At 49.5% G+C, this 21,110-nt stretch carries 30 protein-coding genes; all 30 read left to right on the top strand.

The features are described from left to right. The first annotated feature begins 22 nt into the window (after positions 1-22). The 30 genes from rpoC to map all read left to right on the top strand — a co-directional run bounded on the left by rpoC (position 23) and on the right by map (position 21,109). Positions 23-3,634, top strand: a complete 3,612-nt coding sequence (gene rpoC / locus JJQ72_RS17750; protein ID WP_138227153.1) for a DNA-directed RNA polymerase subunit beta' — start codon at positions 23-25, stop codon at positions 3,632-3,634. Between the two features lie 179 nt (positions 3,635-3,813). After that, positions 3,814-4,065, top strand: coding sequence for a ribosomal L7Ae/L30e/S12e/Gadd45 family protein (locus JJQ72_RS17745; RefSeq protein WP_138227152.1), 252 nt, complete (start codon positions 3,814-3,816; stop codon positions 4,063-4,065). Positions 4,066-4,202: 137 nt separating this feature from the next. Further along, positions 4,203-4,622 carry a 30S ribosomal protein S12 gene (gene rpsL / locus JJQ72_RS17740; protein WP_138227151.1) on the top strand — a complete coding sequence of 140 codons (420 nt, stop codon included), beginning with the start codon at positions 4,203-4,205 and terminating at the stop codon, positions 4,620-4,622. Between the two features lie 50 nt (positions 4,623-4,672). Further along, entirely contained in the window at positions 4,673-5,143 is a 471-nt protein-coding gene (rpsG, locus tag JJQ72_RS17735) for a 30S ribosomal protein S7 (RefSeq protein ID WP_138227150.1), read from the top strand. Positions 5,144-5,189: 46 nt separating this feature from the next. Continuing rightward, positions 5,190-7,268, top strand: coding sequence for an elongation factor G (fusA, locus tag JJQ72_RS17730; protein WP_138227149.1), 2,079 nt, complete (start codon positions 5,190-5,192; stop codon positions 7,266-7,268). 99 nt (positions 7,269-7,367) lie between these two features. Then, positions 7,368-8,558: an elongation factor Tu gene (gene tuf / locus JJQ72_RS17725; protein ID WP_138227148.1), complete on the top strand. Its 1,191-nt coding sequence runs from the start codon at positions 7,368-7,370 to the stop codon at positions 8,556-8,558. A gap of 355 nt (positions 8,559-8,913) precedes the next feature. Continuing rightward, positions 8,914-9,222: a 30S ribosomal protein S10 gene (rpsJ, locus tag JJQ72_RS17720; RefSeq protein WP_006676490.1), complete on the top strand. Its 309-nt coding sequence runs from the start codon at positions 8,914-8,916 to the stop codon at positions 9,220-9,222. Between the two features lie 38 nt (positions 9,223-9,260). Beyond that, positions 9,261-9,884, top strand: a complete 624-nt coding sequence (gene rplC, locus JJQ72_RS17715) for a 50S ribosomal protein L3 (protein WP_138227147.1) — start codon at positions 9,261-9,263, stop codon at positions 9,882-9,884. A gap of 28 nt (positions 9,885-9,912) precedes the next feature. Further along, complete coding sequence (rplD, locus tag JJQ72_RS17710) at positions 9,913-10,536, top strand: 50S ribosomal protein L4 (RefSeq protein ID WP_138227146.1); 624 nt, start codon at positions 9,913-9,915, stop codon at positions 10,534-10,536. Further along, positions 10,536-10,829, top strand: coding sequence for a 50S ribosomal protein L23 (gene rplW, locus JJQ72_RS17705; protein ID WP_138227145.1), 294 nt, complete (start codon positions 10,536-10,538; stop codon positions 10,827-10,829). Before rplD ends, rplW begins: the two co-directional genes overlap by 1 nt. 28 nt (positions 10,830-10,857) lie before the next feature. After that, on the top strand, positions 10,858-11,688 hold the full coding sequence (rplB, locus tag JJQ72_RS17700; protein ID WP_138227144.1) for a 50S ribosomal protein L2: 831 nt from the start codon (positions 10,858-10,860) through the stop codon (positions 11,686-11,688). A gap of 68 nt (positions 11,689-11,756) precedes the next feature. Next, positions 11,757-12,032: a 30S ribosomal protein S19 gene (gene rpsS / locus JJQ72_RS17695; RefSeq protein WP_138227143.1), complete on the top strand. Its 276-nt coding sequence runs from the start codon at positions 11,757-11,759 to the stop codon at positions 12,030-12,032. 36 nt (positions 12,033-12,068) lie between these two features. Beyond that, positions 12,069-12,401 (top strand): 50S ribosomal protein L22, encoded by a 333-nt coding sequence (gene rplV / locus JJQ72_RS17690; protein WP_208204485.1) that lies wholly within the window; start codon positions 12,069-12,071, stop codon positions 12,399-12,401. A gap of 13 nt (positions 12,402-12,414) precedes the next feature. Then, positions 12,415-13,080 (top strand): 30S ribosomal protein S3, encoded by a 666-nt coding sequence (gene rpsC / locus JJQ72_RS17685; protein ID WP_046680965.1) that lies wholly within the window; start codon positions 12,415-12,417, stop codon positions 13,078-13,080. Between the two features lie 2 nt (positions 13,081-13,082). Continuing rightward, on the top strand, positions 13,083-13,517 hold the full coding sequence (gene rplP / locus JJQ72_RS17680; RefSeq protein ID WP_007132562.1) for a 50S ribosomal protein L16: 435 nt from the start codon (positions 13,083-13,085) through the stop codon (positions 13,515-13,517). Next, positions 13,507-13,704, top strand: a complete 198-nt coding sequence (gene rpmC / locus JJQ72_RS17675; protein ID WP_007132561.1) for a 50S ribosomal protein L29 — start codon at positions 13,507-13,509, stop codon at positions 13,702-13,704. Before rplP ends, rpmC begins: the two co-directional genes overlap by 11 nt. 42 nt (positions 13,705-13,746) lie before the next feature. After that, on the top strand, positions 13,747-14,013 hold the full coding sequence (rpsQ, locus tag JJQ72_RS17670; protein WP_025336666.1) for a 30S ribosomal protein S17: 267 nt from the start codon (positions 13,747-13,749) through the stop codon (positions 14,011-14,013). Between the two features lie 38 nt (positions 14,014-14,051). Next, entirely contained in the window at positions 14,052-14,420 is a 369-nt protein-coding gene (gene rplN, locus JJQ72_RS17665; protein ID WP_138227141.1) for a 50S ribosomal protein L14, read from the top strand. 56 nt (positions 14,421-14,476) lie between these two features. After that, positions 14,477-14,833: a 50S ribosomal protein L24 gene (gene rplX / locus JJQ72_RS17660; protein WP_138227140.1), complete on the top strand. Its 357-nt coding sequence runs from the start codon at positions 14,477-14,479 to the stop codon at positions 14,831-14,833. Positions 14,834-14,860: 27 nt separating this feature from the next. Continuing rightward, on the top strand, positions 14,861-15,403 hold the full coding sequence (gene rplE, locus JJQ72_RS17655; protein ID WP_138227139.1) for a 50S ribosomal protein L5: 543 nt from the start codon (positions 14,861-14,863) through the stop codon (positions 15,401-15,403). Between the two features lie 45 nt (positions 15,404-15,448). Next, positions 15,449-15,634 (top strand): type Z 30S ribosomal protein S14, encoded by a 186-nt coding sequence (locus JJQ72_RS17650; RefSeq protein ID WP_013312154.1) that lies wholly within the window; start codon positions 15,449-15,451, stop codon positions 15,632-15,634. A 33-nt stretch (positions 15,635-15,667) separates the two neighbouring features. After that, complete coding sequence (gene rpsH, locus JJQ72_RS17645) at positions 15,668-16,066, top strand: 30S ribosomal protein S8 (RefSeq protein ID WP_006212908.1); 399 nt, start codon at positions 15,668-15,670, stop codon at positions 16,064-16,066. A gap of 29 nt (positions 16,067-16,095) precedes the next feature. Continuing rightward, a complete protein-coding gene (gene rplF, locus JJQ72_RS17640) occupies positions 16,096-16,638 on the top strand; it encodes a 50S ribosomal protein L6 (RefSeq protein ID WP_138227138.1) in 543 nt (180 codons plus the stop codon). A gap of 113 nt (positions 16,639-16,751) precedes the next feature. After that, positions 16,752-17,120, top strand: a complete 369-nt coding sequence (gene rplR / locus JJQ72_RS17635; RefSeq protein WP_138227137.1) for a 50S ribosomal protein L18 — start codon at positions 16,752-16,754, stop codon at positions 17,118-17,120. A gap of 27 nt (positions 17,121-17,147) precedes the next feature. Next, positions 17,148-17,645, top strand: a complete 498-nt coding sequence (gene rpsE, locus JJQ72_RS17630) for a 30S ribosomal protein S5 (RefSeq protein ID WP_138227136.1) — start codon at positions 17,148-17,150, stop codon at positions 17,643-17,645. A 12-nt stretch (positions 17,646-17,657) separates the two neighbouring features. Then, a complete protein-coding gene (gene rpmD / locus JJQ72_RS17625; protein ID WP_138227135.1) occupies positions 17,658-17,843 on the top strand; it encodes a 50S ribosomal protein L30 in 186 nt (61 codons plus the stop codon). 44 nt (positions 17,844-17,887) lie between these two features. Next, positions 17,888-18,328, top strand: coding sequence for a 50S ribosomal protein L15 (gene rplO / locus JJQ72_RS17620; protein WP_138227134.1), 441 nt, complete (start codon positions 17,888-17,890; stop codon positions 18,326-18,328). Then, positions 18,328-19,626, top strand: coding sequence for a preprotein translocase subunit SecY (secY, locus tag JJQ72_RS17615; protein ID WP_208204484.1), 1,299 nt, complete (start codon positions 18,328-18,330; stop codon positions 19,624-19,626). Before rplO ends, secY begins: the two co-directional genes overlap by 1 nt. 80 nt (positions 19,627-19,706) lie before the next feature. Then, positions 19,707-20,360, top strand: a complete 654-nt coding sequence (locus JJQ72_RS17610) for an adenylate kinase (RefSeq protein WP_138227132.1) — start codon at positions 19,707-19,709, stop codon at positions 20,358-20,360. After that, complete coding sequence (gene map / locus JJQ72_RS17605; protein ID WP_208204483.1) at positions 20,357-21,109, top strand: type I methionyl aminopeptidase; 753 nt, start codon at positions 20,357-20,359, stop codon at positions 21,107-21,109. Before JJQ72_RS17610 ends, map begins: the two co-directional genes overlap by 4 nt. Position 21,110 lies beyond the last annotated feature (1 nt).

The following is a 21,110-nucleotide window of genomic DNA, read 5'->3' as shown; positions in this document are numbered from 1 at the left end:
CTAGGTTGAGGAGGGTTGCTCCTTGTTGGATGTTAACAATTTTGAGTACATGAAAATCGGCCTGGCTTCCCCGGAGAAGATTCGTTCTTGGTCCCGAGGTGAAGTCAAGAAGCCGGAAACGATTAACTACCGTACATTGAAGCCGGAGAAGGAAGGCTTGTTCTGCGAACGTATTTTTGGTCCTCAGAAGGACTGGGAATGTCATTGCGGCAAGTATAAGCGCGTCCGTTATAAAGGCGTTGTGTGCGATCGCTGCGGCGTTGAGGTTACTCGCGCGAAGGTTCGCCGCGAACGCATGGGCCATATCGAGCTCGCTGCTCCTGTATCTCATATCTGGTACTTTAAAGGCATTCCGAGCCGGATGGGCCTTGCGCTGGATATGTCTCCACGATCCCTGGAGGAAATTATTTATTTCGCTTCGTATGTCGTGACTGACCCGGGTGATACACCTCTTGAAAGAAAGCAGCTGCTGTCCGAGAAGGAATACCGCAGCTACCGTGAGAAGTACGGGTACGGATTCCAGGCTGGTATGGGTGCCGAGGCTGTGAAGAAGCTTCTTCAGGACCTGGACATCGATAAAGAGCTGGAGTTCTTGAAAGAAGAGCTGCGTACCGCTCAAGGGCAGCGCCGCAACCGTGCGATCAAGCGGCTGGAGGTTATTGAGGCCTTCCGTAACTCCGGTAACAATCCAGAGTGGATGGTTATGGATGTGCTTCCGGTCATTCCGCCGGAGCTGCGCCCGATGGTTCAGCTGGACGGTGGACGTTTTGCGACATCGGACCTGAATGATTTGTATCGCCGCGTCATTAACCGGAACAACCGTCTGAAGCGTCTTTTGGACCTGGGTGCGCCGGATATTATCGTTCAGAATGAGAAGCGGATGCTGCAGGAAGCGGTAGACGCCCTCATTGACAACGGACGCCGTGGCCGTCCGGTAACTGGTCCCGGCAACCGTCCTTTGAAATCTCTCAGCCATATGCTGAAGGGTAAGCAGGGCCGTTTCCGTCAGAACCTGCTGGGTAAGCGGGTAGACTACTCCGGCCGTTCGGTTATCGTAGTCGGTCCTTACCTCAAAATGTATCAGTGCGGCCTGCCGAAGAAGATGGCACTGGAGCTGTTCAAGCCTTTTGTGATGAAAGAGCTCGTGAACAAGGGTCTTGCCCACAATATCAAGAGTGCTAAACGCAAGGTAGAACGCGTAAGCCCTGAGGTATGGGACGTTCTTGAAGAAGTTATTAAGGAGCATCCGGTTCTGCTGAACCGTGCCCCAACTCTGCATAGACTCGGAATCCAGGCGTTCGAGCCGATTCTGGTAGAAGGTCATGCAATCCGTCTGCATCCGCTCGTATGTACGGCCTACAACGCCGACTTTGACGGTGACCAGATGGCGGTGCACGTACCGCTTTCGGCGGAAGCTCAAGCAGAGGCTCGTTTGCTCATGCTGGCCTCCGGTAACATTTTGAACCCGAAAGACGGCAAGCCAGTCGTGACTCCGTCCCAGGATATGGTTCTCGGCTCCTTCTACCTCACGATGGACAACAAAGAGGAAAAAGGCACCGGCATGATTCTGGGTAGTGTCAACGAAGCAGTGTCCGCTTATCAGCGTGGTGCTGCAGGACTGCATGCACGCGTAGCCATTCCGGTGAAGGCATTGGGCAAAACCAGCTTTACCGACAAGCAGCAGCAGGCTATGCTCGTGACAACGGTCGGGAAGATTATTTTTAACGAAATTTACCCGGCAACCTTCCCTTATATCAACGAACCGACTCGTGAGAACCTGTTCCAGGGCACTCCGGAGAAGTTCTTTGTATATGAAAAAGGCGCTGACATCCAGGAGGTTATTCAGAGCCTGCCAATCAGCGGGGCGGTCGGCAAAGAATACCTGGGTCAAATCATTGCACGCTGCTTCGAGACGTATCATACAACCGAGACCTCTGTGATTTTGGATAAAATCAAACAGCTCGGCTTTACGTATTCCACACGTGCAGGCGTCACTGTCGCAGTATCCGACGTTATTGTACCGGATGAGAAGAACGAGATTCTGAAGGAATCTGATGGTAAGGTCAGCGTCGTTATGAATCAGTACCGCCGTGGTCTGATTACGAATGAAGAGCGCTATGACCGCGTTATTGATATCTGGTCCAAGGCGAAGGATGATATTACCGAAGTGCTCATGAAGTCGATGGACCGCTTCAACTCCATCATGCTCATGGTAGATTCCAAGGCACGGGGTAACAAATCCCAGATCACACAGCTCGGCGGTATGCGCGGTCTGATGGCGAACCCGTCCGGACGAATCATTGAATTGCCGATCAAATCGAACTTCCGTGAAGGTCTGACGGTACTCGAGTACTTCCTGTCCACGCACGGTGCGCGTAAAGGTCTGGCTGATACGGCGCTACGTACAGCGGATTCCGGTTACCTTACCCGTCGTCTGGTTGACGTGGCCCAGGATGTCATTGTACGTGAAGACGAGTGCAGCACGGATAAAGGCTTCACTGTAAGCCGGATTCAGGACGGTAAGGAAGTAATCGAGGATCTGTATGATCGGATTGAAGGACGTTACTCCTTTGAAACGGTTCGTCATCCGGAAACCGGAGAAATTCTCGTGCACCGTAATGAGCTTATTGACTCCGATAAGGCAGATGCTATCGTAAAAGCTGGTGTCGAGAAGCTTCAAATCCGGTCTATTCTAAGCTGTCGTGCCCGTCACGGCGTCTGCAAAAAATGCTACGGCCGTAACCTGGCTACCGGCAAATTTGTGGAAATTGGCGAAGCTGTCGGTATTATCGCAGCCCAATCCATCGGGGAGCCGGGAACCCAGCTCACGATGCGTACGTTCCATACCGGGGGCGTAGCGGGTGATGATATCACGCAGGGTCTTCCGCGTATTCAGGAGCTGTTTGAGGCCCGGAATCCGAAAGGTCAGGCTACCATCAGTGAGATTGACGGTGTCGTGAAAGAAATCCGTGAAACCAAGGACCGCCGCGAGATTGAGATCCAGGGTGAAGCGGAGACCAAGGTGTATTCTGTCACCTACGGTTCTCGTCTGCGCGTAAGCGAAGGCAAACAAATCGAAGCCGGGGATGAATTGACCGAGGGCTCGATTGACCCTAAAGAAATGCTGCGCATTAAAGGAATCCGAGGCGTGCAGAACTATATCCTTCAGGAAGTTCAGCGCGTATACCGGAACCAGGGCGTAGAAATTAACGATAAGCACGTGGAAGTCATGATCCGCCAGATGCTGCGTAAATTCCGCATTGTTGACGCGGGAGATACCAGCCTGCTTCCAGGCTCCTTCGTGGATCTGCACGAATACGAGTCTGCGAACAAGGTGGCGATCCTGTCGGGTAAAGAGCCGGCAGTGGCGAAGCCGGTGCTGCTCGGTATTACCAAGGCATCTCTGGAGACAGATTCATTCCTGTCCGCGGCCTCCTTCCAGGAGACAACCCGCGTACTGACAGATGCCGCAATCAAAGGTAAAGTTGACCAGCTGCTCGGTCTGAAAGAAAATGTAATCATTGGTAAGCTGATCCCTGCAGGAACAGGTATGAACCGTTACCGCAGTGTGAAGTTTGAAGGCCAGGACGAAGTCTCTGACAACCAAGAGCTGGAAAGTGTAAACGCGGAGTAATCTGCACTGAATAGAATCCAAAGAGGCGGCTGCAGCGGCACGAAATCCGGCAGCTGCAGCCCTGCCTCTTAAATTCTAACTGTAATTATATAAATGCTTGACATCGCTATATGCAGATGCTAATATAGCAAAGGTGCTTGAGCATCAGCTCTATTCCTGTTCTTTTGGAGGGTATGTTCGTGTCTGGTGATAAGAAATGGCAGGACGCTCAACTGAAGATCGGTACGAAGCAAACCATGAAGGCCGTGGAGAACGGTCAGGCTGCTGAGGTATATGTAGCCGAAGATTGCGACAAGCGTTTGATAACGAAGATTGTATCCCTGTGTCAGAAGCATGGTGTGGATATAACGTATGTGCCAACAACGAGGCAACTCGGCGAGGCGTGCGGAATCGAAGTCGGTGCTGCGATGTCAGCAGTCTTGAAATCTTAGGTTAAGAAACTGTTTTTGTTGCAGGAGGTCACTTCTGTCGGCAAAAACTTTTCATTTGTTCTTTTATGAACCGCCTGGGTCTGTGGACTTAAATCAGGTTTGTAACAGGATGATAAATTGAGGAAGGGGGTGGCAGCATGCCAACAATTAACCAACTGGTCCGTAAAGGCCGTCAAGCTAAAGTTTACAAATCGAAATCTCCGGCTCTGCAAAAAGGCTTCAACGCTTTGAAACGTGAGGAAACCGATTTGAGCGCTCCGCAAAAACGCGGTGTTTGTACTCGTGTAGGTACAATGACGCCGAAGAAGCCGAACTCCGCGCTTCGTAAATACGCGCGTGTACGCTTGACTAACCGTATCGAGGTTACAGCTTACATTCCGGGTATCGGTCATAACCTGCAGGAGCACAGTGTAGTACTGGTTCGTGGCGGTAAAGTAAAAGACCTTCCGGGTGTACGTTACCACATCGTTCGCGGCGCACTTGATACCGCTGGTGTGAACAACCGGATGCAGGCTCGTTCCAAGTACGGCGCGAAGCGTCCTAAAGCGAAGAGCTAATTCATACAACCATCAACAAGCTAGCTTAACATAAAGAAAGGGGGATATCCATGCCACGCAAAGGTCCAGTTACTAAAAGAGACGTGCTGCCAGATCCGGTTTATAACAGCAAGCTGGTTACTCGTCTGATCAACCGCATTATGCTGGATGGTAAAAGAGGTGTAGCACAAAGCATCCTTTACAACGCATTCAACCTGATCCAGCAGCGTACCGGCAATGATCCGATGGAAGTGTTTGAAGCAGCCATCAAGAACATCATGCCAGTATTGGAAGTTAAAGCACGCCGTGTCGGCGGTGCAAACTACCAGGTGCCGATCGAAGTTAAACCTGAAAGACGTACATCCCTGGGATTACGTTGGCTCGTAAACTACTCCCGCAACCGCGGCGAGAAGACAATGGAAGAGCGTTTGGCGGCTGAGATTATCGATGCTTCCAACAACACAGGCGCTTCTGTTAAGAAACGCGAAGACACGCACAAAATGGCTGAAGCGAACAAAGCGTTTGCTCACTACCGTTGGTAGGATTAAGCCGTTCATAAAACTTCAATTTTGAAGGGAGACTATTGTCATGGCAAGAGAGTTCTCCTTGAAAAATACACGTAATATCGGGATCATGGCGCATATTGACGCTGGTAAGACGACCACCACAGAGCGGATCTTGTTCTACACAGGCCGTACGCACAAAATCGGTGAAGTTCACGAGGGTGCGGCTACAATGGACTGGATGGAGCAGGAACAGGAGCGCGGGATCACGATTACTTCCGCTGCGACTACCGCTCAATGGAAAGGTCATCGCGTTAATATTATCGACACCCCGGGACACGTTGACTTCACAGTAGAAGTTGAACGTTCCCTTCGTGTATTGGATGGGGCAGTAGGTGTATTCAGTGCGAAAGAGGGCGTAGAGCCTCAGTCCGAGACCGTATGGAGACAAGCAGACCGCTACGGCGTTCCGCGGATCGCATACGTGAACAAGATGGACATCATCGGCGCGGACTACCTGAATGTTGTGAAAGACATGAGAGACCGTCTGCAAGCGAATGCGGTAGCTATTCAGTTGCCAATCGGCGCTGAGTCTGACTTTGTAGGAATCATCGATATCGTTGAGGAAAAAGCTTATATGTATAAGGATGACCTCGGCCAAAATATCGAAGAAGCTGAAATTCCAGCGGACTACAAGGATCAGGTAGAAGAGCTCCGCAATGAGCTGATCGAGAAGGTTGCAGAACTGGATGAAGAGCTGACCATGAAATACCTCGAAGGAGAAGAAATCTCCATAGCTGAGCTGAAAGGTGCTCTTCGTAGAGGTGTAGTAGAGGTTAAGATCTTCCCAGTGATTTGCGGCTCATCTTACCGCAACAAAGGTGTTCAGCTGATGCTGGATGCAGTTATTGACTATCTGCCGGCTCCAGTTGACGTACCAGACATTAAAGGTACACTGGAAGACGGAACAGAAGCAATCCGTAAGTCTGGTGACGACCAGCCGTTCTCGGCTCTGGCGTTCAAGATTATGACGGACCCTTATGTGGGTAAACTGACATTCTTCCGCGTATACTCCGGTATTCTGCAATCCGGTTCATACGTATTGAATGCTACTAAAGGCAAGCGCGAGCGGATCGGACGTATCCTTCAAATGCACGCGAACAGCCGTCAAGAAATCTCTGAAGTATACTCCGGAGATATCGCAGCAGCTGTAGGTTTGAAAGATACAGGCACAGGTGATACACTGTGTGATGAGAAGAATCCGGTTATTCTGGAATCCATGAACTTCCCGGATCCAGTAATCGAGATCGCTGTGGAGCCAAAGACCAAAGCGGACCAGGACAAGATGGGTGTCGCTCTTGGTAAATTGACGGAAGAGGATCCAACTCTCCGTGCTCATACTGATGAAGAAACCGGTCAAACGATTCTTGCAGGTATGGGTGAGCTTCACTTGGATATCATCATCGACCGTATGCGTCGTGAGTTCAAGGTAGAGACCAATGTGGGTAAACCACAGGTTGCTTACCGTGAAACCTTCCGCACCCCAGGTCGCGTTGAGGGTAAATTCGTTCGTCAGTCCGGTGGTCGTGGTCAATACGGTCACGTTTGGGTTGAGTTCGAACCTCTGGAGCCGGGTACTGGCAACCAGTTCGAGAGCAAGATTGTCGGCGGTTCCGTACCTAGAGAATATGTTGGTCCTGCACAGCAAGGGATTGAGGAGCAAATGAAGAACGGTGTACTCGCCGGCTTCCCTCTCGTTGACGTTAAGGCAACGATTGTTGACGGTTCCTACCATGATGTCGATTCCAACGAAATGGCGTTTAAAATCGCCGGCTCCATGGCATTGAAAGCAGCTAAAGACAAGTGTAAGCCTGTCCTGCTTGAGCCAATCATGAAAGTGGAAGTTACCGTCCCTGAGGAATACATGGGCGACGTAATGGGTATGCTGAACTCCCGTCGTGGACGCATCGAAGGTATGGATGCTCGCGGTGGCGCTCAAATTATCCGTGCGAAGGTGCCTCTGTCCGAAATGTTCGGTTACTCCACAACCCTGCGTTCCGGTACACAAGGACGCGGTGTGTTCTCCATGGAACTCTCTCATTATGAAGAAGTTCCGAAGAACATCTCCGAAGAAATCGTGTCCAAGAACAAAGGCGGAGAATAATAACGTTTTACCTGTCGGAGCGGAGGGCGGAAACTTCATCGTTGCCGTAGCTCCCAACCGGCCCAAACATATATATCCCCTTAAGGAGGAATTGTTCAAATGGCAAAGGCTAAATACGAACGTACGAAACCCCATGTTAACATCGGTACTATCGGTCACGTCGACCATGGTAAAACTACGCTGACTGCAGCAATCACAACTGTACTGTCCAAAACTTACGGCGGTGCTGCTGTAGCATTCGATCAAATCGATAAAGCTCCAGAAGAGCGCGAGCGCGGTATCACAATCTCTACTGCACACGTAGAGTACGAAACTGACAACCGTCACTATGCACACGTTGACTGCCCAGGTCACGCTGACTATGTTAAAAACATGATCACTGGTGCAGCTCAAATGGACGGAGCAATCCTGGTTGTATCCGCAGCTGACGGCCCAATGCCGCAAACTCGTGAGCACATCCTGCTGTCCCGTCAGGTAGGCGTTCCTTACATCGTCGTATTCCTGAACAAATGCGACATGGTTGAAGACGAAGAGCTTCTGGAACTGGTAGAAATGGAAGTTCGCGATCTCCTGAGCGAGTATGACTTCCCAGGCGACGACACTCCAATCACTCGTGGTTCTGCTCGTGAAGCGCTGACGAATCCGGATGGCGAATGGGCTCAAAAGATCGTTGAAATGTTCAAAACGATCGATGAGTACATCCCTCTTCCAGAGCGCGACACTGACAAGCCTTTCCTGATGCCTGTCGAGGACGTATTCTCCATCACTGGTCGTGGTACCGTTGCTACAGGTCGTGTAGAGCGTGGTACTGTTAAAGTCGGCGACGAGATCGAAATCGTTGGTATTCAAGAAGAAACTAAGAAATCCGTTGTTACGGGCGTTGAAATGTTCCGTAAATTGCTGGATTCCGCTCAAGCGGGCGACAACATCGGCGCACTGCTGCGCGGTGTAGACCGTACTCAAATCGAGCGTGGTCAAGTACTGGCAAAGCCAGCTTCCGTTAAGCCGCACACTGAGTTCACTGCTCAAGTGTACGTGCTGAGCAAAGAAGAGGGCGGACGTCATAAGCCTTTCTTCACTGGCTACCGTCCACAGTTCTATTTCCGTACAACTGACGTAACTGGCGTTATCAACCTGCCAGAAGGCGCAGAAATGGTTATGCCTGGTGATAACATCACTGTAACGGTTAACCTGATCTCCCCAATCGCGATTGAAGAAGGAACTAAGTTCTCCATTCGTGAAGGCGGTCGTACAGTAGGTGCGGGTTCCGTAGCTACAATCATTAAGTAATATAAAGACTTAACGTCTGATTATAAAGCAACAGTGTACTGGAACGAGCAACAATGTGATGTCCCGTAGAAGAGTCTGGCTTAGCAGCCAGACTCTTTTTTAATGAAAATCTGCTGAGGTCTTTAGCTTTGTTTGGAAGGGTATTCCTGCCAGATAAAACGGTAAAGATAAATTATAAAGAAAAGCTTGCATTGAGCCTATCTATTCTATATAATAATGAATGTTGTTCTGCGACGTTGCGATGATGTGAGAGGTTACTGACACACCCGGCCCCTTTGCCATGGAGCAGGTGGTTAGAAAATTTTCACGGAGTATGTCCGATACCAAATTGGGCGATAGAAGGAGGGAAAATAAAATGGCAAAGCAAAAAATCCGTATTCGTTTGAAAGCTTACGACCACAGAATTCTTGATCAATCCGCTGAGAAAATTGTTGAAACAGCAAAGCGTTCGGGTGCCGGCGTATCTGGTCCGATCCCATTGCCAACTGAGAAACAAGTAATTACCATTCTCCGTGCGGTACACAAGTACAAGGATTCTCGGGAACAGTTCGAGATGCGCACACATAAGCGTCTGATCGACATTGTGAACCCGACTCCACAAACTGTGGATGCCTTGATGCGCTTGGACCTGCCGTCCGGTGTAGATATCGAAATCAAGCTGTAATATACGAAATTTATTGAGAAGAGAAAAGAGGTGTCAACATGAAAGGTATCTTAGGGAGAAAGCTCGGAATGACTCAAGTATTTACCGCTGAAGGTAATGTAATTCCTGTTACTGTTATCGAAGCAGGTCCTTGTGTTGTTTTGCAAAAGAAAGATCTCGAGAACGACGGCTACGAAGCGATTCAAGTCGGATTCTCTGACAAGAAAGAAAAGAACGCCAACAAGCCAGAGGCAGGACATGCGAAAAAAGCTAACACTGCACCTAAGCGCTACGTTCGCGAAATTCGCGGTGTTGACCTCGCGTCTGTCGAGGTTGGCCAAGAGCTGAAGGCTGATGTCTTCGCTGAAGGCGAGTTTGTTGACGTAACCGGCATTTCTAAAGGTAAAGGATTCCAAGGTGTTATCAAGCGCTGGGGCCAAAGCCGCGGACCTATGTCCCACGGTTCCCGTTATCACCGCCGTCCGGGCTCCATGGGTTCCATTCAAGCGAACCGTGTTCCTAAAGGCAAGCGCCTGCCAGGTCACATGGGCCATAACACTGTAACAATCCAGAAGCTTGAAGTCGTTCGTGTAGATACAGAGCGCAACGTACTGCTCGTGAAAGGTTCCATTCCAGGACCTAAGAAAGGCTATGTACAAATTAAAGAAACGGTGAAGAAGTAATCTCGCCTGAAGAAAGGAGGAACAAACAATGCCTAAAGTAGCACTTTTTAGTATCGACGGCAGCCAAGTGGGTGAAGTGGAACTGAATGATTCCGTCTTCGGAATCGAGCCTAACGCTCATGTTCTGCACAGCGCAGTATTGCTGCAGCGTGCTTCCCTGCGCCGTGGTACACACAAAGTTAAAGGACGTTCTGAAGTACGCGGCGGCGGACGCAAGCCGTGGAAACAGAAAGGTACTGGTCGTGCCCGTCAAGGTTCGATCCGTTCACCGCAATGGAAAGGCGGCGGCGTCGTATTTGGACCGACTCCACGCAGCTATTCCTTTAAATTGCCGAAGAAGGTTCGCCGTCTAGCGATCAAATCCGCGCTTTCCTCGAAAGTACAGGATAACAGCATCATCGTGCTGGATCAGCTGACAATGAACGCTCCAAAGACCAAAGAGTTTGCTAACATTCTCAGCAACCTGAAAGTGGGAAGCAAAGCTCTGATCGTGGCTCCTAGCTATGATGACAATGTAGCCTTGTCCGCTCGTAACATCCCAGGTGTGAAGTTTGTAGCGGCTGATGGCATTAATGTTCTTGACGTACTGACGTACGATCAACTGATCATTACGAAAGAAGCAGTCCAGAAGGTAGAGGAGGTGCTCGCGTAATGAAGGATCCTCGCGATATCATTAAGCGCCCAGTGATCACGGAACGTACGGCTGACTACATGGCTGAGCTGAAATATGCTTTTGAAGTAGACATTCGTGCGAACAAGACGGAGATCAAGAAAGCTGTTGAATCCATTTTTAACGTAAAAGTTTCGAACGTTAACACCATGCGTGTTCCTGCGAAGCCGAAGCGTTATGGCCGTCACTCCGGTTACACATCGGAATGGAAGAAAGCTATCGTAACTCTTACTGCTGACAGCAAGCCGCTTGAGTTTTTTGAAGCAGTTGAATAAGAATCTGTAAAGTTAGGAGGGAAACACAGTGCCTATTAAAAAGTATAAACCGACATCCCCGGCTCGACGCAACATGTCCGTGTCGACGTTTGAAGAAATCACAACAAACCAGCCGGAGAAATCGTTGCTGGCGCCTCTGAGCAAAACAGCAGGCCGCAACAACCAAGGTAAAATTACAGTTCGTCACCATGGCGGCGGACATAAGCGTAAATACCGTATCATCGACTTTAAGCGTACGAAGGACGGCATTCCAGGTCGCGTTGCTACTATCGAATACGATCCAAACCGTACTTCCAACATCGCTCTGATCCATTATGCAGACGGTGAGAAGCGTTATATCATCGCTCCTAAAGGCTTGAAGGTTGGAGACCAGGTCGTTTCCGGCGCTGGTGCTGACATCAAGATCGGTAACGCACTTCCACTGGAGAACATTCCGGTCGGTACCGTTATCCACAACATCGAGCTTCAACCAGGTAAAGGCGGACAGCTGGTTCGTGCAGCCGGTACTGAAGCACAGCTTCTCGGTAAGGAAGAAAAGTATGTTACGATTCGTCTGACTTCCGGTGAAGTGCGTCACATCCTGAAAACCTGCCGCGCGACAATCGGCTCCGTTGGTAACGGCGATCATGAGCTGATCAAGATCGGTAAAGCAGGCCGTAGCCGCTGGCTGGGTCAACGTCCAGAAGTTCGTGGTGTTGTAATGAACCCTAACGATCACCCTCACGGTGGTGGTGAAGGCCGCGCTCCAATCGGACGTAAGTCTCCAATGTCTCCATGGGGTAAACCAACCCTGGGTGCGAAGACTCGTAAAAAAGGAAAAGCTTCTGACAAATATATCGTTCGCCGCCGCACGAAGTAATACACATTGTGCATAACTTCGTGTCACGTGCGAGTGACGAGACAATTTGGTGAAGGGAGGATTACCATATGAGCCGTAGTTTGAAAAAAGGACCTTTCATTGACGGATATCTGCTCAAAAAAGTGGAGGAGCTGAACAGCACGGAGAAAAAGGTTGTAATTAAAACCTGGTCCCGCCGCTCCACGATTTTCCCGCAATTTATCGGTCACACATTCGGAGTATACGATGGCCGTAAGCACGTGCCAGTATACGTAACGGAAGACATGGTAGGACATAAGTTGGGCGAGTTCGCGCCAACCCGTACCTACAAAGGTCATGAAGACGATAAGAAAACCAGAAGATAATTTTGATAGCTCTTTGTTTGAGAGGAGGTTAAACCCATGGAAGCAAAAGTACATGTAAAATCGATTCGGATCGCTCCTCGTAAAGCTCAACTGGTAGTTGACTTGATCCGCGGCAAGCAGGTCGGCGAAGCAATTGCAATTCTTCGTCACACTCCGAAAGCTGCTTCACCGGTTGTAGAGAAGCTGCTGAACTCGGCGATCGCAAACGCTGAGCATAACTATTCTTTGGACGTTAGCAAGCTGGTCGTAACTCAAGCTTACGTCAACCAAGGTCCGACAATGAAACGTTTCCGCCCTCGCGCGATGGGACGTGCAAGCCGGATTAACAAACGCACCAGCCATATTACTTTGGTGGTAGCTGAAAAATAAGGAGGGAAAACGTGTGGGTCAAAAGGTAAATCCAGTAGGACTCCGTATCGGAATTATCCGTGACTGGGAATCTAAATGGTATGCAGGCAAAGATTTCGGTGATCTTTTGCTGGAAGACGTGAAAATCCGTGAATACCTGAAGAACAAGCTGAAAGATTCCGCTGTATCCCGTATCGAGATCGAGAGAGCAGCGAATCGCGTGAACGTAACCATCCATACTGCGAAACCAGGTATGGTTATCGGTAAAGGTGGTTCGGAAGTTGAAGTACTGCGCGGTCAAGTGACCAAAATCGCTGGCGGCAAAAAAGTCCACATCAACATTTCCGAAATCAAAAACCCTGAGATCGACGCAATTCTTGTTGCGGAGAGCATTGCACAACAGCTGGAGCGTCGTGTATCGTTCCGTCGTGCTTTGAAGCAAGCAATCCAAAGAACTATGCGTGCCGGAGCTAAAGGGATCAAAACATCGGTCAGCGGACGTCTTGGCGGCGCCGAGATCGCTCGTACGGAAGGCTACAGTGAAGGAACTGTTCCACTTCATACGCTTCGTGCAGACATTGACTACGGTACAGCAGAAGCGCATACGACTTACGGCCGTATCGGCGTGAAAGTATGGATCTATCGTGGAGAGGTTCTTCCTACGGCTAAGAAACAAGCTGCTCAGGAAGGAGGCAACTAATCATGTTGGTACCAAAACGTGTAAAACACCGCAAGCAACAGCGCGGCCATATGAGAGGCCAAGCTAAAGGCGGTACTGAACTGAACTTCGGTGAATTCGGTCTGCAGGCTATGGAGCCGGGCTGGATCACGAACCGTCAGATCGAAGCTGCGCGTATTGCGATGACTCGTTATATCCGTCGTGGCGGTAAAGTATGGATCAAGATTTTCCCTGACAAGCCGATTACTCAAAAGCCTCTCGAAGTGCGGATGGGTAGCGGTAAAGGTAACGTTGAGAAATGGGTTGCCGTTGTGAAGCCAGGCAAGATCATGTTTGAACTTGGAGGCGTCTCTGAGGAAATCGCCCGCGAAGCGATGCGTCTTGCCGCTCACAAGCTGCCTGTAAAAACAAAGTTTGTGAAACGTGAAGAAGTGGGTGGTGAAGCAAATGAAAGCTAATGAACTGCGTAACTTGACCACTGCAGAAATCGAGCAAAAAATCGCCGGATTTAAAGAGGAACTCTTTAACCTCCGTTTTCAATTGGCTACTGGTCAGCTTGACAATCCGACCCGGATTCGTGACGTACGCAAAGAAATAGCTCGTGCTAAAACCGTGATCCGTGAAAGAGAACTTGGGATTAGTTAATGAAACAGACCCTGTTGTCTGTATTCAGAAAGGAGGCCAACAATGAGCGAAGAACGCAATGCTCGTAAGGTGCAAATCGGTAAAGTAGTCAGCGACAAAATGGATAAAACCATCGTGGTAGCTGTTGAAACTTATAAAAAGCATGACCTGTATCACAAGCGCATTAAATACACCAAAAAATTTAAAGCGCATGATGAGAACAACACGGCTCAAATCGGAGATACCGTTAAGATCATGGAAACTCGCCCTCTCTCCAAAGACAAGCGCTGGAGACTGGTTGAAGTTGTAGAGAAAGCGGTCATCATCTAAATATAGCAAGCAGCTTTTGTTGAAAGGAGGAAATATCAATGATTCAACCATTTACACGTTTGGCTGTTGCCGACAACTCTGGTGCGAAGGAACTGATGTGTATCCGCGTATTGGGTGGTACTGGTCGCCGTACAGCTCAAATCGGTGATTTGATCGTGTGCTCCGTCAAACAAGCAACACCAGGCGGCGTTGTCAAAAAAGGTGATGTAGTCAAAGCGGTTGTCGTACGCACTAAGCGTTCTGTACGCCGGAAGGACGGATCTTACATCTCTTTTGATGAGAATGCAGCGGTCGTTGTGAAAGAGGACAGAAGCCCGCGCGGAACTCGTATTTTCGGACCAGTCGCTCGCGAACTTCGCGAAAGAGACTACATGAAGATCGTTTCCTTGGCTCCGGAAGTTATCTAATTGGACGGATCAGTTAAGTAATGCTTGTGAATCACAGGCCCCAGGAGGTGTAACGAATGCCTAGAGTGAAAAAAGTTCTGGAATCCCATAACAATAAGCTTCACGTGAAGAAAGACGATAACGTGATTGTGATCAGCGGTAAGGACAAAGGCAAAAAAGGCCGCGTCATCGCAGCTTACCCTCGTGAGAACCGCGTTTTGGTGGAAGGCGTAAACATGATCAAGAAGCATCAGAAGCCAAGCCAGCAAAACCCGCAAGGTGGTATCATCGAGAAGGAAGCTCCAATCCACGTTTCGAACGTAATGCATATTGATCCGAAGAGCGGAGGCGTAACCCGTATCGGTTACAAAGTGCTGGACAACGGCAAAAAGGTTCGCGTCGCTAAGAAATCCGGAGAAGCAATCGATAAATAAGACGTTAAGAAAGGAGGTCCTTGAATCATGGCAGCAAGAATGAAAGAACGTTTTCTGAATGAAGTAACTCCTGCTCTGATGCAGAAGTTCAGCTACAAAACAGTTATGCAGGTTCCGAAAATCGAGAAGGTAGTCATCAACATGGGTGTAGGTGACGCTGTTGCTAACTCGAAGGTGCTGGATTCCGCGGTGAACGACATGCAGCTGATCGCTGGCCAGAAGCCGGTTATCACTCGCGCTAAGAAATCCATCGCCGGATTCAAACTGCGTGAGAACATGCCAATCGGTGTGAAGGTTACTCTGCGCGGCGAGCGCATGTACTACTTCCTCGACAAGCTGTTCAACGTTACGCTTCCACGCGTACGTGACTTCCGCGGCGTATCCACTAAAGCTTTTGATGGCCGTGGCAACTACACGCTCGGCTTGAAAGAGCAGCTCATCTTCCCAGAGGTTGAGTATGATCAAGTAGATAAGGTTCGTGGTATGGATATCGTTATCGTTACGACGGCTAAGTCGGACGAAGAGTCCCGTGAACTGCTGGCTCAACTGGGCATGCCTTTCGCGAAGTAACACCGTCGTTCTTTCTCCGAAACTATTTAGGAGGTGTCAGGCTAAGTGGCAAAAACTTCGATGAAAGTTAAACAACAACGCACACCAAAGTTCAAAGTGCGGGCTTATACCCGCTGTGAGCGTTGCGGTCGTCCACATTCGGTACTGCAGAAGTTTAAAATTTGCAGAATTTGTTTCCGTGAATTAGCTTATAAAGGCCAGATTCCTGGCGTGAAAAAAGCAAGCTGGTAAGAAGTTTATAACCGGGAAGGAGGTACACCCTACATGACTATGTCCGATCCAATTGCAGATATGCTTACTCGTATCCGTAACGCCAACACTGTGCGTCACGAGACAGTAGAAATGCCTGCATCGACCATTAAGAAGCAAATCGCTGACATTCTGAAGCGTGAAGGTTTCATCCGTGATGCAGAATTCGTGGAAGATAACAAACAAGGGATCATCCGCGTATTCCTGAAATACGGTTCCAATAACGAACGTGTTATTACAGGTCTGAAGAGAATCAGTAAGCCTGGTCTGCGTGTTTATACGAAGAGCAACGAAGTTCCTCGTGTACTCGGCGGTCTCGGTATCGCGATCATCTCTACTTCCAAGGGAGTAATGACCGACAAAGAAGCTCGTCAAAGCAAAGCCGGCGGAGAAGTTCTCTGCTACGTTTGGTAATTAACGTCACAAGATAGGAGGTGCAATGAATGTCCCGTATTGGTCGTAAACCAATTGCAATCCCAGGCGGTGTGGAAGTCACACTCGATAACTCTGTAATCACAGTTAAAGGACCTAAAGGTACCCTGACTCGTGCATTGCATAAAGATATGCAGGTTTCGGTAGAGAACAACGAGATCAACGTCGTTCGTCCTTCCGATCAAAAGACTCATCGTTCTTTACACGGCACAACCCGCAGCGTTGTCTCAAACATGGTCAGCGGTGTTACTGAAGGCTTCTCTAAGAACCTTGAGCTCGTGGGTGTCGGTTACCGTGCAACAAAGTCCGGTGACAAAATCGTTCTGAACGTGGGTTACTCCCATCCGGTTGAAATTACACCGGAGCCAGGAATCGAGTTTGAGGTTCCATCCAACACCAAGATTACGGTTCGTGGTATCGATAAAGAGCGCGTAGGTGCTTACGCTGCTAAGATCCGTTCCGTTCGTGAACCTGAGCCGTATAAAGGCAAAGGTATCAAGTACGAAGGTGAGCGCATCATCCGTAAAGAAGGTAAGGCTGGTAAGAAGAAGTAAGACTGATCACCTGCGGGTCAGCCCGCTGGCTTGGTCTAGTGTTAGCTTTTACTTACCCCTTGCATCTTAAAGTGAAGCTGTAAAGGCATAACTGAAAGGAGTGAAAGGGAAGCATGATCACCAAACAGGATAAGAACAAGGCTCGTTTGAAAAGACATCTGCGTGTTCGGAAGAAAATTCAAGGAACTGCAGAGCGTCCACGTTTGAACGTGTTCCGTTCTTCAAAACATATCTATGCTCAACTGATCGATGACGTAGCTGGCGTAACACTGGCTTCGGCTTCTACATTGGATAAAGAATTGAGCAGCGACATCTCCAACGGCGGCAGCGTGGAATCCGCGCGTAAAGTCGGTGAGCTGGTTGCAAAGCGTGCAGCAGATAAAGGCTACAAAGCAGTCGTGTTCGACCGCGGCGGATATCTGTATCACGGACGTATTCAAGCGCTGGCTGAAGCAGCTCGCGAAGCAGGCCTTGAATTTTAAGAAAATTTTCAAAAGGAGGTAAACGACTTGCGTGTAGATCCTAACACTTTAGAACTGACTGAAAGAGTTGTAAATATTAACCGCGTTGCTAAGGTTGTAAAAGGCGGACGCCGTTTCAGCTTTAGCGCTCTCGTTGTTGTCGGTGATGGCAAGGGTTGGGTTGGAGCAGGTATCGGTAAAGCTGGCGAGGTTCCAGATGCCATTCGCAAAGCTATTGAAGATGCGAAGAAAAACCTGATCCACATTCCACTCGTGGGAACCACAATTCCTCACCAAGTAACAGGTCACTTCGGTGCTGGCCGCGTGTTCATGAAGCCTGCATCTGAAGGTACTGGAGTAATCGCTGGCGGACCGGTTCGTGCTGTATTGGAACTGGCTGGCGTAGGCGACATTTTGACAAAATCATTAGGTTCTTCGAACTCCATGAACATGGTCAATGCAGCTTTGGAAGGCTTGTCCCGCCTGAAGCGTATTGAAGAAGTTGCGAAGCTTCGCGGCAAATCTGTCGAAGAGCTAATGGGTTAAGGAGGGAATCTCATGAGTAAACTTGAAATCACCCTCGTGCGCAGCGTGATCGGCCGTCCGGAAGATCAGCGTGTGACTGTGAAAACACTGGGCTTGCGTAAAATCAACCACTCCGTGGTTCATAACGACAATCCAGCTATTCGCGGTATGGTCAAGAAGGTTAATCACCTGGTTTCTGTTAAAGAAATCGAAGGTTAATCCCGGGTACTCAACCCGGATACATTAAGGAGGTGCAACGACAGATGAAGTTACATGAGCTGAGCCCAGCTGCAGGATCCCGCAAAGAGCGTAAGCGCGTTGGACGCGGAACAAGCAGTGGTACGGGTAAAACATCAGGTCGAGGTCACAAAGGACAAAACTCCCGCTCCGGCGGTGGCGTGCGTCCAGGCTTCGAGGGCGGTCAAAATCCGCTGTATCGTCGTCTTCCGAAACGTGGTTTCGTGAACCCGACCCGGAAAGAATACGCGGTTGTGAACATCGAAGAACTGAACAGCTTTGCAGAGGGTACTGAAGTGACTCCAGAAGTTTTGGTTGAGAGCGGCATCGTAAAAAATACGAAGAGCGGCATCAAAATTCTTGGTAACGGCGAAGTGTCCGTAAAGCTGACTGTAAAAGCGAATAAGTTCTCTCAAACTGCGGTAGAAAAGATCGAGGCTGCCGGCGGTAAAACCGAGGTGATCTAATGTTTAAGACCCTGCAAAATATATGGCGTGTCGAGGATCTTCGCAATCGGATCATATTTACCCTGTTAGTCCTCATTGTGTTTCGTATCGGCTCCTTCGTACCGGTTCCCGGTGTGAACAAGGATGTCTTTACGCAAAGCAACGAGGCGGGCAATGAGCTGTTTGGTCTCCTTAACACGTTTTCGGGGGGCGCGTTATCGCAGTTTTCGATCTTCGCTCTCTCGATCTTTCCATATATTACATCGTCCATTATCGTACAGCTTCTGTCGATGGACGTCATTCCGAAGTTTGCGGAATGGGCCAAACAAGGGGAACACGGTAAAAAGCAGTTGGCTCAGATTACTCGTTATGGTACGGTAATACTGGGTCTGATCCAAGCATTCGGGATGTCGATCGGCTTTAACCGTCTATACGGCACCGAGATGATTCCTAATGCAGGCTTTGTCGATTATCTGGTCATTGCGATCGTGCTGACCGCAGGTACATCCTTCTTGATGTGGCTCGGTGAGCAGATTACAGAAAAGGGTATCGGCAACGGTATTTCGATTATTATCTTCGCAGGTATCGCAGCTGGTATTCCAATGCATATCCGCTCTACAATCGAATCCAATTTCATTCAAGACAATCAGATTTTCCTGAACAGTCTGAAGGCAATTGTGATCGTACTGATCCTGATTTTGATTGTAACGGGCGTTGTGTTTATCCAGCAGGGGATCCGCAAGATTCCAGTACAATACGCGAAGCGTGTTGTAGGCAACAAAATGTTTGGCGGACAGAACACGCACATCCCGCTGAAGGTCAATGGCGCTGGCGTCATTCCGGTCATCTTCGCGATGTCGCTGCTTCAATTTCCCGTCATTCTGGCCAGCTTCTGGTCCACAACGGACTGGGCGAAGTGGATTACCGCTTATCTGGCTTATGACGCGCCGCTGGGCATGGTCCTTTATGTATTGATGATCATCGGTTTCACGTTCTTCTACACCTTCGTGCAGATGAATCCGAACCAGATGGCTGATAATATGAAGAAAAACGGCGGCTACATTCCGGGCATCCGTCCTGGTAAAGCTACCGAGAAGTACTTGACCCGTGTTATGACACGGTTGACGATGACAGGAGCGCTGTTCCTGGCCGTAATTTCTGTACTTCCTGTCTTCTTTGGCGCTTTGGCCGGCTTGCCTCGTACCGTCCAAATCGGTGGTACATCCTTGCTGATCGTGGTGGGCGTTGCGCTCGATACGATGAAGCAGATTGAGAGCCAGCTGATCAAGCGTCACTATAAAGGATTTATCAATAAATAAGTAATAGGTTCCGGGTAGTGGCTTGTCCCCTTCCGGCACCTATTATGCTGTTCTAACTACAGGCTAGAGGAGGGACTAGGGTGAACATCTTATTCATGGGACCTCCTGGGGCAGGCAAAGGTACACAAGCAGAAGCGATCGTCAATACATTCGGTATTCCTCATATCTCTACAGGTGATGCATTTCGCCTGGCGATCAAGCAAGGAACACCTATTGGTGTGAAAGCCAAGGAATATATTGATCAAGGTCTGCTAGTGCCTGATGATGTGACGATCGGGATTGTGGAAGAGCGTCTGCAGCAGTCCGATTGCGAAAAAGGTTTCTTATTGGATGGCTTTCCAAGAACCCTTTCGCAAGCGGAAGCGCTGGATGACATTCTGAACCGCATGAACACCGGTCTAGATCATGTCATTAACCTGAAGGTTGACCGCGACAAGCTGCTTGCTCGTCTGACAGGACGCCGTATTTGTAAATCCTGCGGCGCTACCTATCATGTCATCTTCAACCCGCCTAAACAGGAAGGTATTTGTGATAAATGCGGCGGCGAGCTGTACCAGCGCTCTGATGATAATGAAGAGAGTGTGGGCATTCGCTTGGACGAATATATCAACAAAACAGCACCACTCCTCACGTTTTATGAAAATAAAGGCCTTCTGCGTCAAATGGATGGTGAACAGGAAATCGACGTGGTTTCGGAAGAGATTGCGTCTATACTGCGGGGCTCACGTGAATGATCATTTGTAAATCCGAAACGGAACTGGGCTTGATGAGAGAGGCGGGCCGGATTGTGGCTGAGTGTCACAAGCTGCTGGCTTCTCACGTTCAACCGGGGATAACCACGGGGGAACTGGACCACATAGCCGACGTGTTTATTCGCAGCCAAGGCGCTTTGGCGTCCTTCAAAGGCTACAACGGATTTCCTTCCAGCATTTGCGCATCAGTGAACGAAGAACTGGTGCACGGATTTCCCGGTACACGCAAATTGATCGAGGGCGATATCGTCACGTTTGATATCGGTGCACAGTATGAGGGTTACCACGGTGACTCGGCATGGACGTACCCGGTGGGCAGAATCTCTGATGAGGCTCAGCGCCTGCTAGAGGTTACAGAAGGCGCATTATATGCGGGACTGGCACTAATTAAACCTGATGTCCGCTTGTTTACAATCTCTCATGCCATCCAGCGTCACATCGAGGAGGCGGGCTTTTCCGTCGTCCGGGAGTATGTTGGCCATGGCGTAGGGGCAGAACTGCATGAAGATCCGCAGATCCCGAACTACGGCATTCCGGACCGGGGACCGAGGCTTAAGCCGGGCATGGTGCTCGCGATTGAACCGATGGTCAATGCCGGTAAACGGAATGTAAAGACGCTGGAAGACAATTGGACGGTTGTTACGGTTGACGGCTCATTGTGCGCTCATTTCGAGCATACAGTTGCAGTCACCGCAGAAGGTATGGAAATCTTGACGAAGCTGCCGGAGTAGG

The sequence above is a fragment of the Paenibacillus sp. F411 genome (assembly GCF_017582705.1).
GTDB classification, from domain to species: Bacteria; Bacillota; Bacilli; order Paenibacillales; family Paenibacillaceae; genus Paenibacillus_AQ; species Paenibacillus_AQ algicola.
The sequence above is the reverse complement of the archived record's forward strand: the minus strand, read 5'-3'. Positions and strand labels throughout refer to the sequence as shown.

What these genes read in the sequence shown, in the direction of transcription:
- rpmD (WP_138227135.1), top strand. Translation starts at nt 17,658, where the DNA reads ATGAGTAAACTTGAAATCACCCTCGTGCGCAGCGTGATCGGCCGTCCG.
- fusA (WP_138227149.1), top strand. Translation starts at nt 5,190, where the DNA reads ATGGCAAGAGAGTTCTCCTTGAAAAATACACGTAATATCGGGATCATG.
- rplR (WP_138227137.1), top strand. Translation starts at nt 16,752, where the DNA reads ATGATCACCAAACAGGATAAGAACAAGGCTCGTTTGAAAAGACATCTG.
- rpsG (WP_138227150.1), top strand. Translation starts at nt 4,673, where the DNA reads ATGCCACGCAAAGGTCCAGTTACTAAAAGAGACGTGCTGCCAGATCCG.
- tuf (WP_138227148.1), top strand. Translation starts at nt 7,368, where the DNA reads ATGGCAAAGGCTAAATACGAACGTACGAAACCCCATGTTAACATCGGT.
- secY (WP_208204484.1), top strand. Translation starts at nt 18,328, where the DNA reads ATGTTTAAGACCCTGCAAAATATATGGCGTGTCGAGGATCTTCGCAAT.
- rplO (WP_138227134.1), top strand. Translation starts at nt 17,888, where the DNA reads ATGAAGTTACATGAGCTGAGCCCAGCTGCAGGATCCCGCAAAGAGCGT.
- rpsH (WP_006212908.1), top strand. Translation starts at nt 15,668, where the DNA reads ATGACTATGTCCGATCCAATTGCAGATATGCTTACTCGTATCCGTAAC.
- rplP (WP_007132562.1), top strand. Translation starts at nt 13,083, where the DNA reads ATGTTGGTACCAAAACGTGTAAAACACCGCAAGCAACAGCGCGGCCAT.
- rpsQ (WP_025336666.1), top strand. Translation starts at nt 13,747, where the DNA reads ATGAGCGAAGAACGCAATGCTCGTAAGGTGCAAATCGGTAAAGTAGTC.
- rpsS (WP_138227143.1), top strand. Translation starts at nt 11,757, where the DNA reads ATGAGCCGTAGTTTGAAAAAAGGACCTTTCATTGACGGATATCTGCTC.
- rplW (WP_138227145.1), top strand. Translation starts at nt 10,536, where the DNA reads ATGAAGGATCCTCGCGATATCATTAAGCGCCCAGTGATCACGGAACGT.
- rplV (WP_208204485.1), top strand. Translation starts at nt 12,069, where the DNA reads ATGGAAGCAAAAGTACATGTAAAATCGATTCGGATCGCTCCTCGTAAA.
- rplD (WP_138227146.1), top strand. Translation starts at nt 9,913, where the DNA reads ATGCCTAAAGTAGCACTTTTTAGTATCGACGGCAGCCAAGTGGGTGAA.
- rpmC (WP_007132561.1), top strand. Translation starts at nt 13,507, where the DNA reads ATGAAAGCTAATGAACTGCGTAACTTGACCACTGCAGAAATCGAGCAA.
- rplX (WP_138227140.1), top strand. Translation starts at nt 14,477, where the DNA reads ATGCCTAGAGTGAAAAAAGTTCTGGAATCCCATAACAATAAGCTTCAC.
- map (WP_208204483.1), top strand. Translation starts at nt 20,357, where the DNA reads ATGATCATTTGTAAATCCGAAACGGAACTGGGCTTGATGAGAGAGGCG.
- rplE (WP_138227139.1), top strand. Translation starts at nt 14,861, where the DNA reads ATGGCAGCAAGAATGAAAGAACGTTTTCTGAATGAAGTAACTCCTGCT.
- rpsL (WP_138227151.1), top strand. Translation starts at nt 4,203, where the DNA reads ATGCCAACAATTAACCAACTGGTCCGTAAAGGCCGTCAAGCTAAAGTT.
- rplC (WP_138227147.1), top strand. Translation starts at nt 9,261, where the DNA reads ATGAAAGGTATCTTAGGGAGAAAGCTCGGAATGACTCAAGTATTTACC.
- rpsJ (WP_006676490.1), top strand. Translation starts at nt 8,914, where the DNA reads ATGGCAAAGCAAAAAATCCGTATTCGTTTGAAAGCTTACGACCACAGA.
- rplF (WP_138227138.1), top strand. Translation starts at nt 16,096, where the DNA reads ATGTCCCGTATTGGTCGTAAACCAATTGCAATCCCAGGCGGTGTGGAA.
- rplN (WP_138227141.1), top strand. Translation starts at nt 14,052, where the DNA reads ATGATTCAACCATTTACACGTTTGGCTGTTGCCGACAACTCTGGTGCG.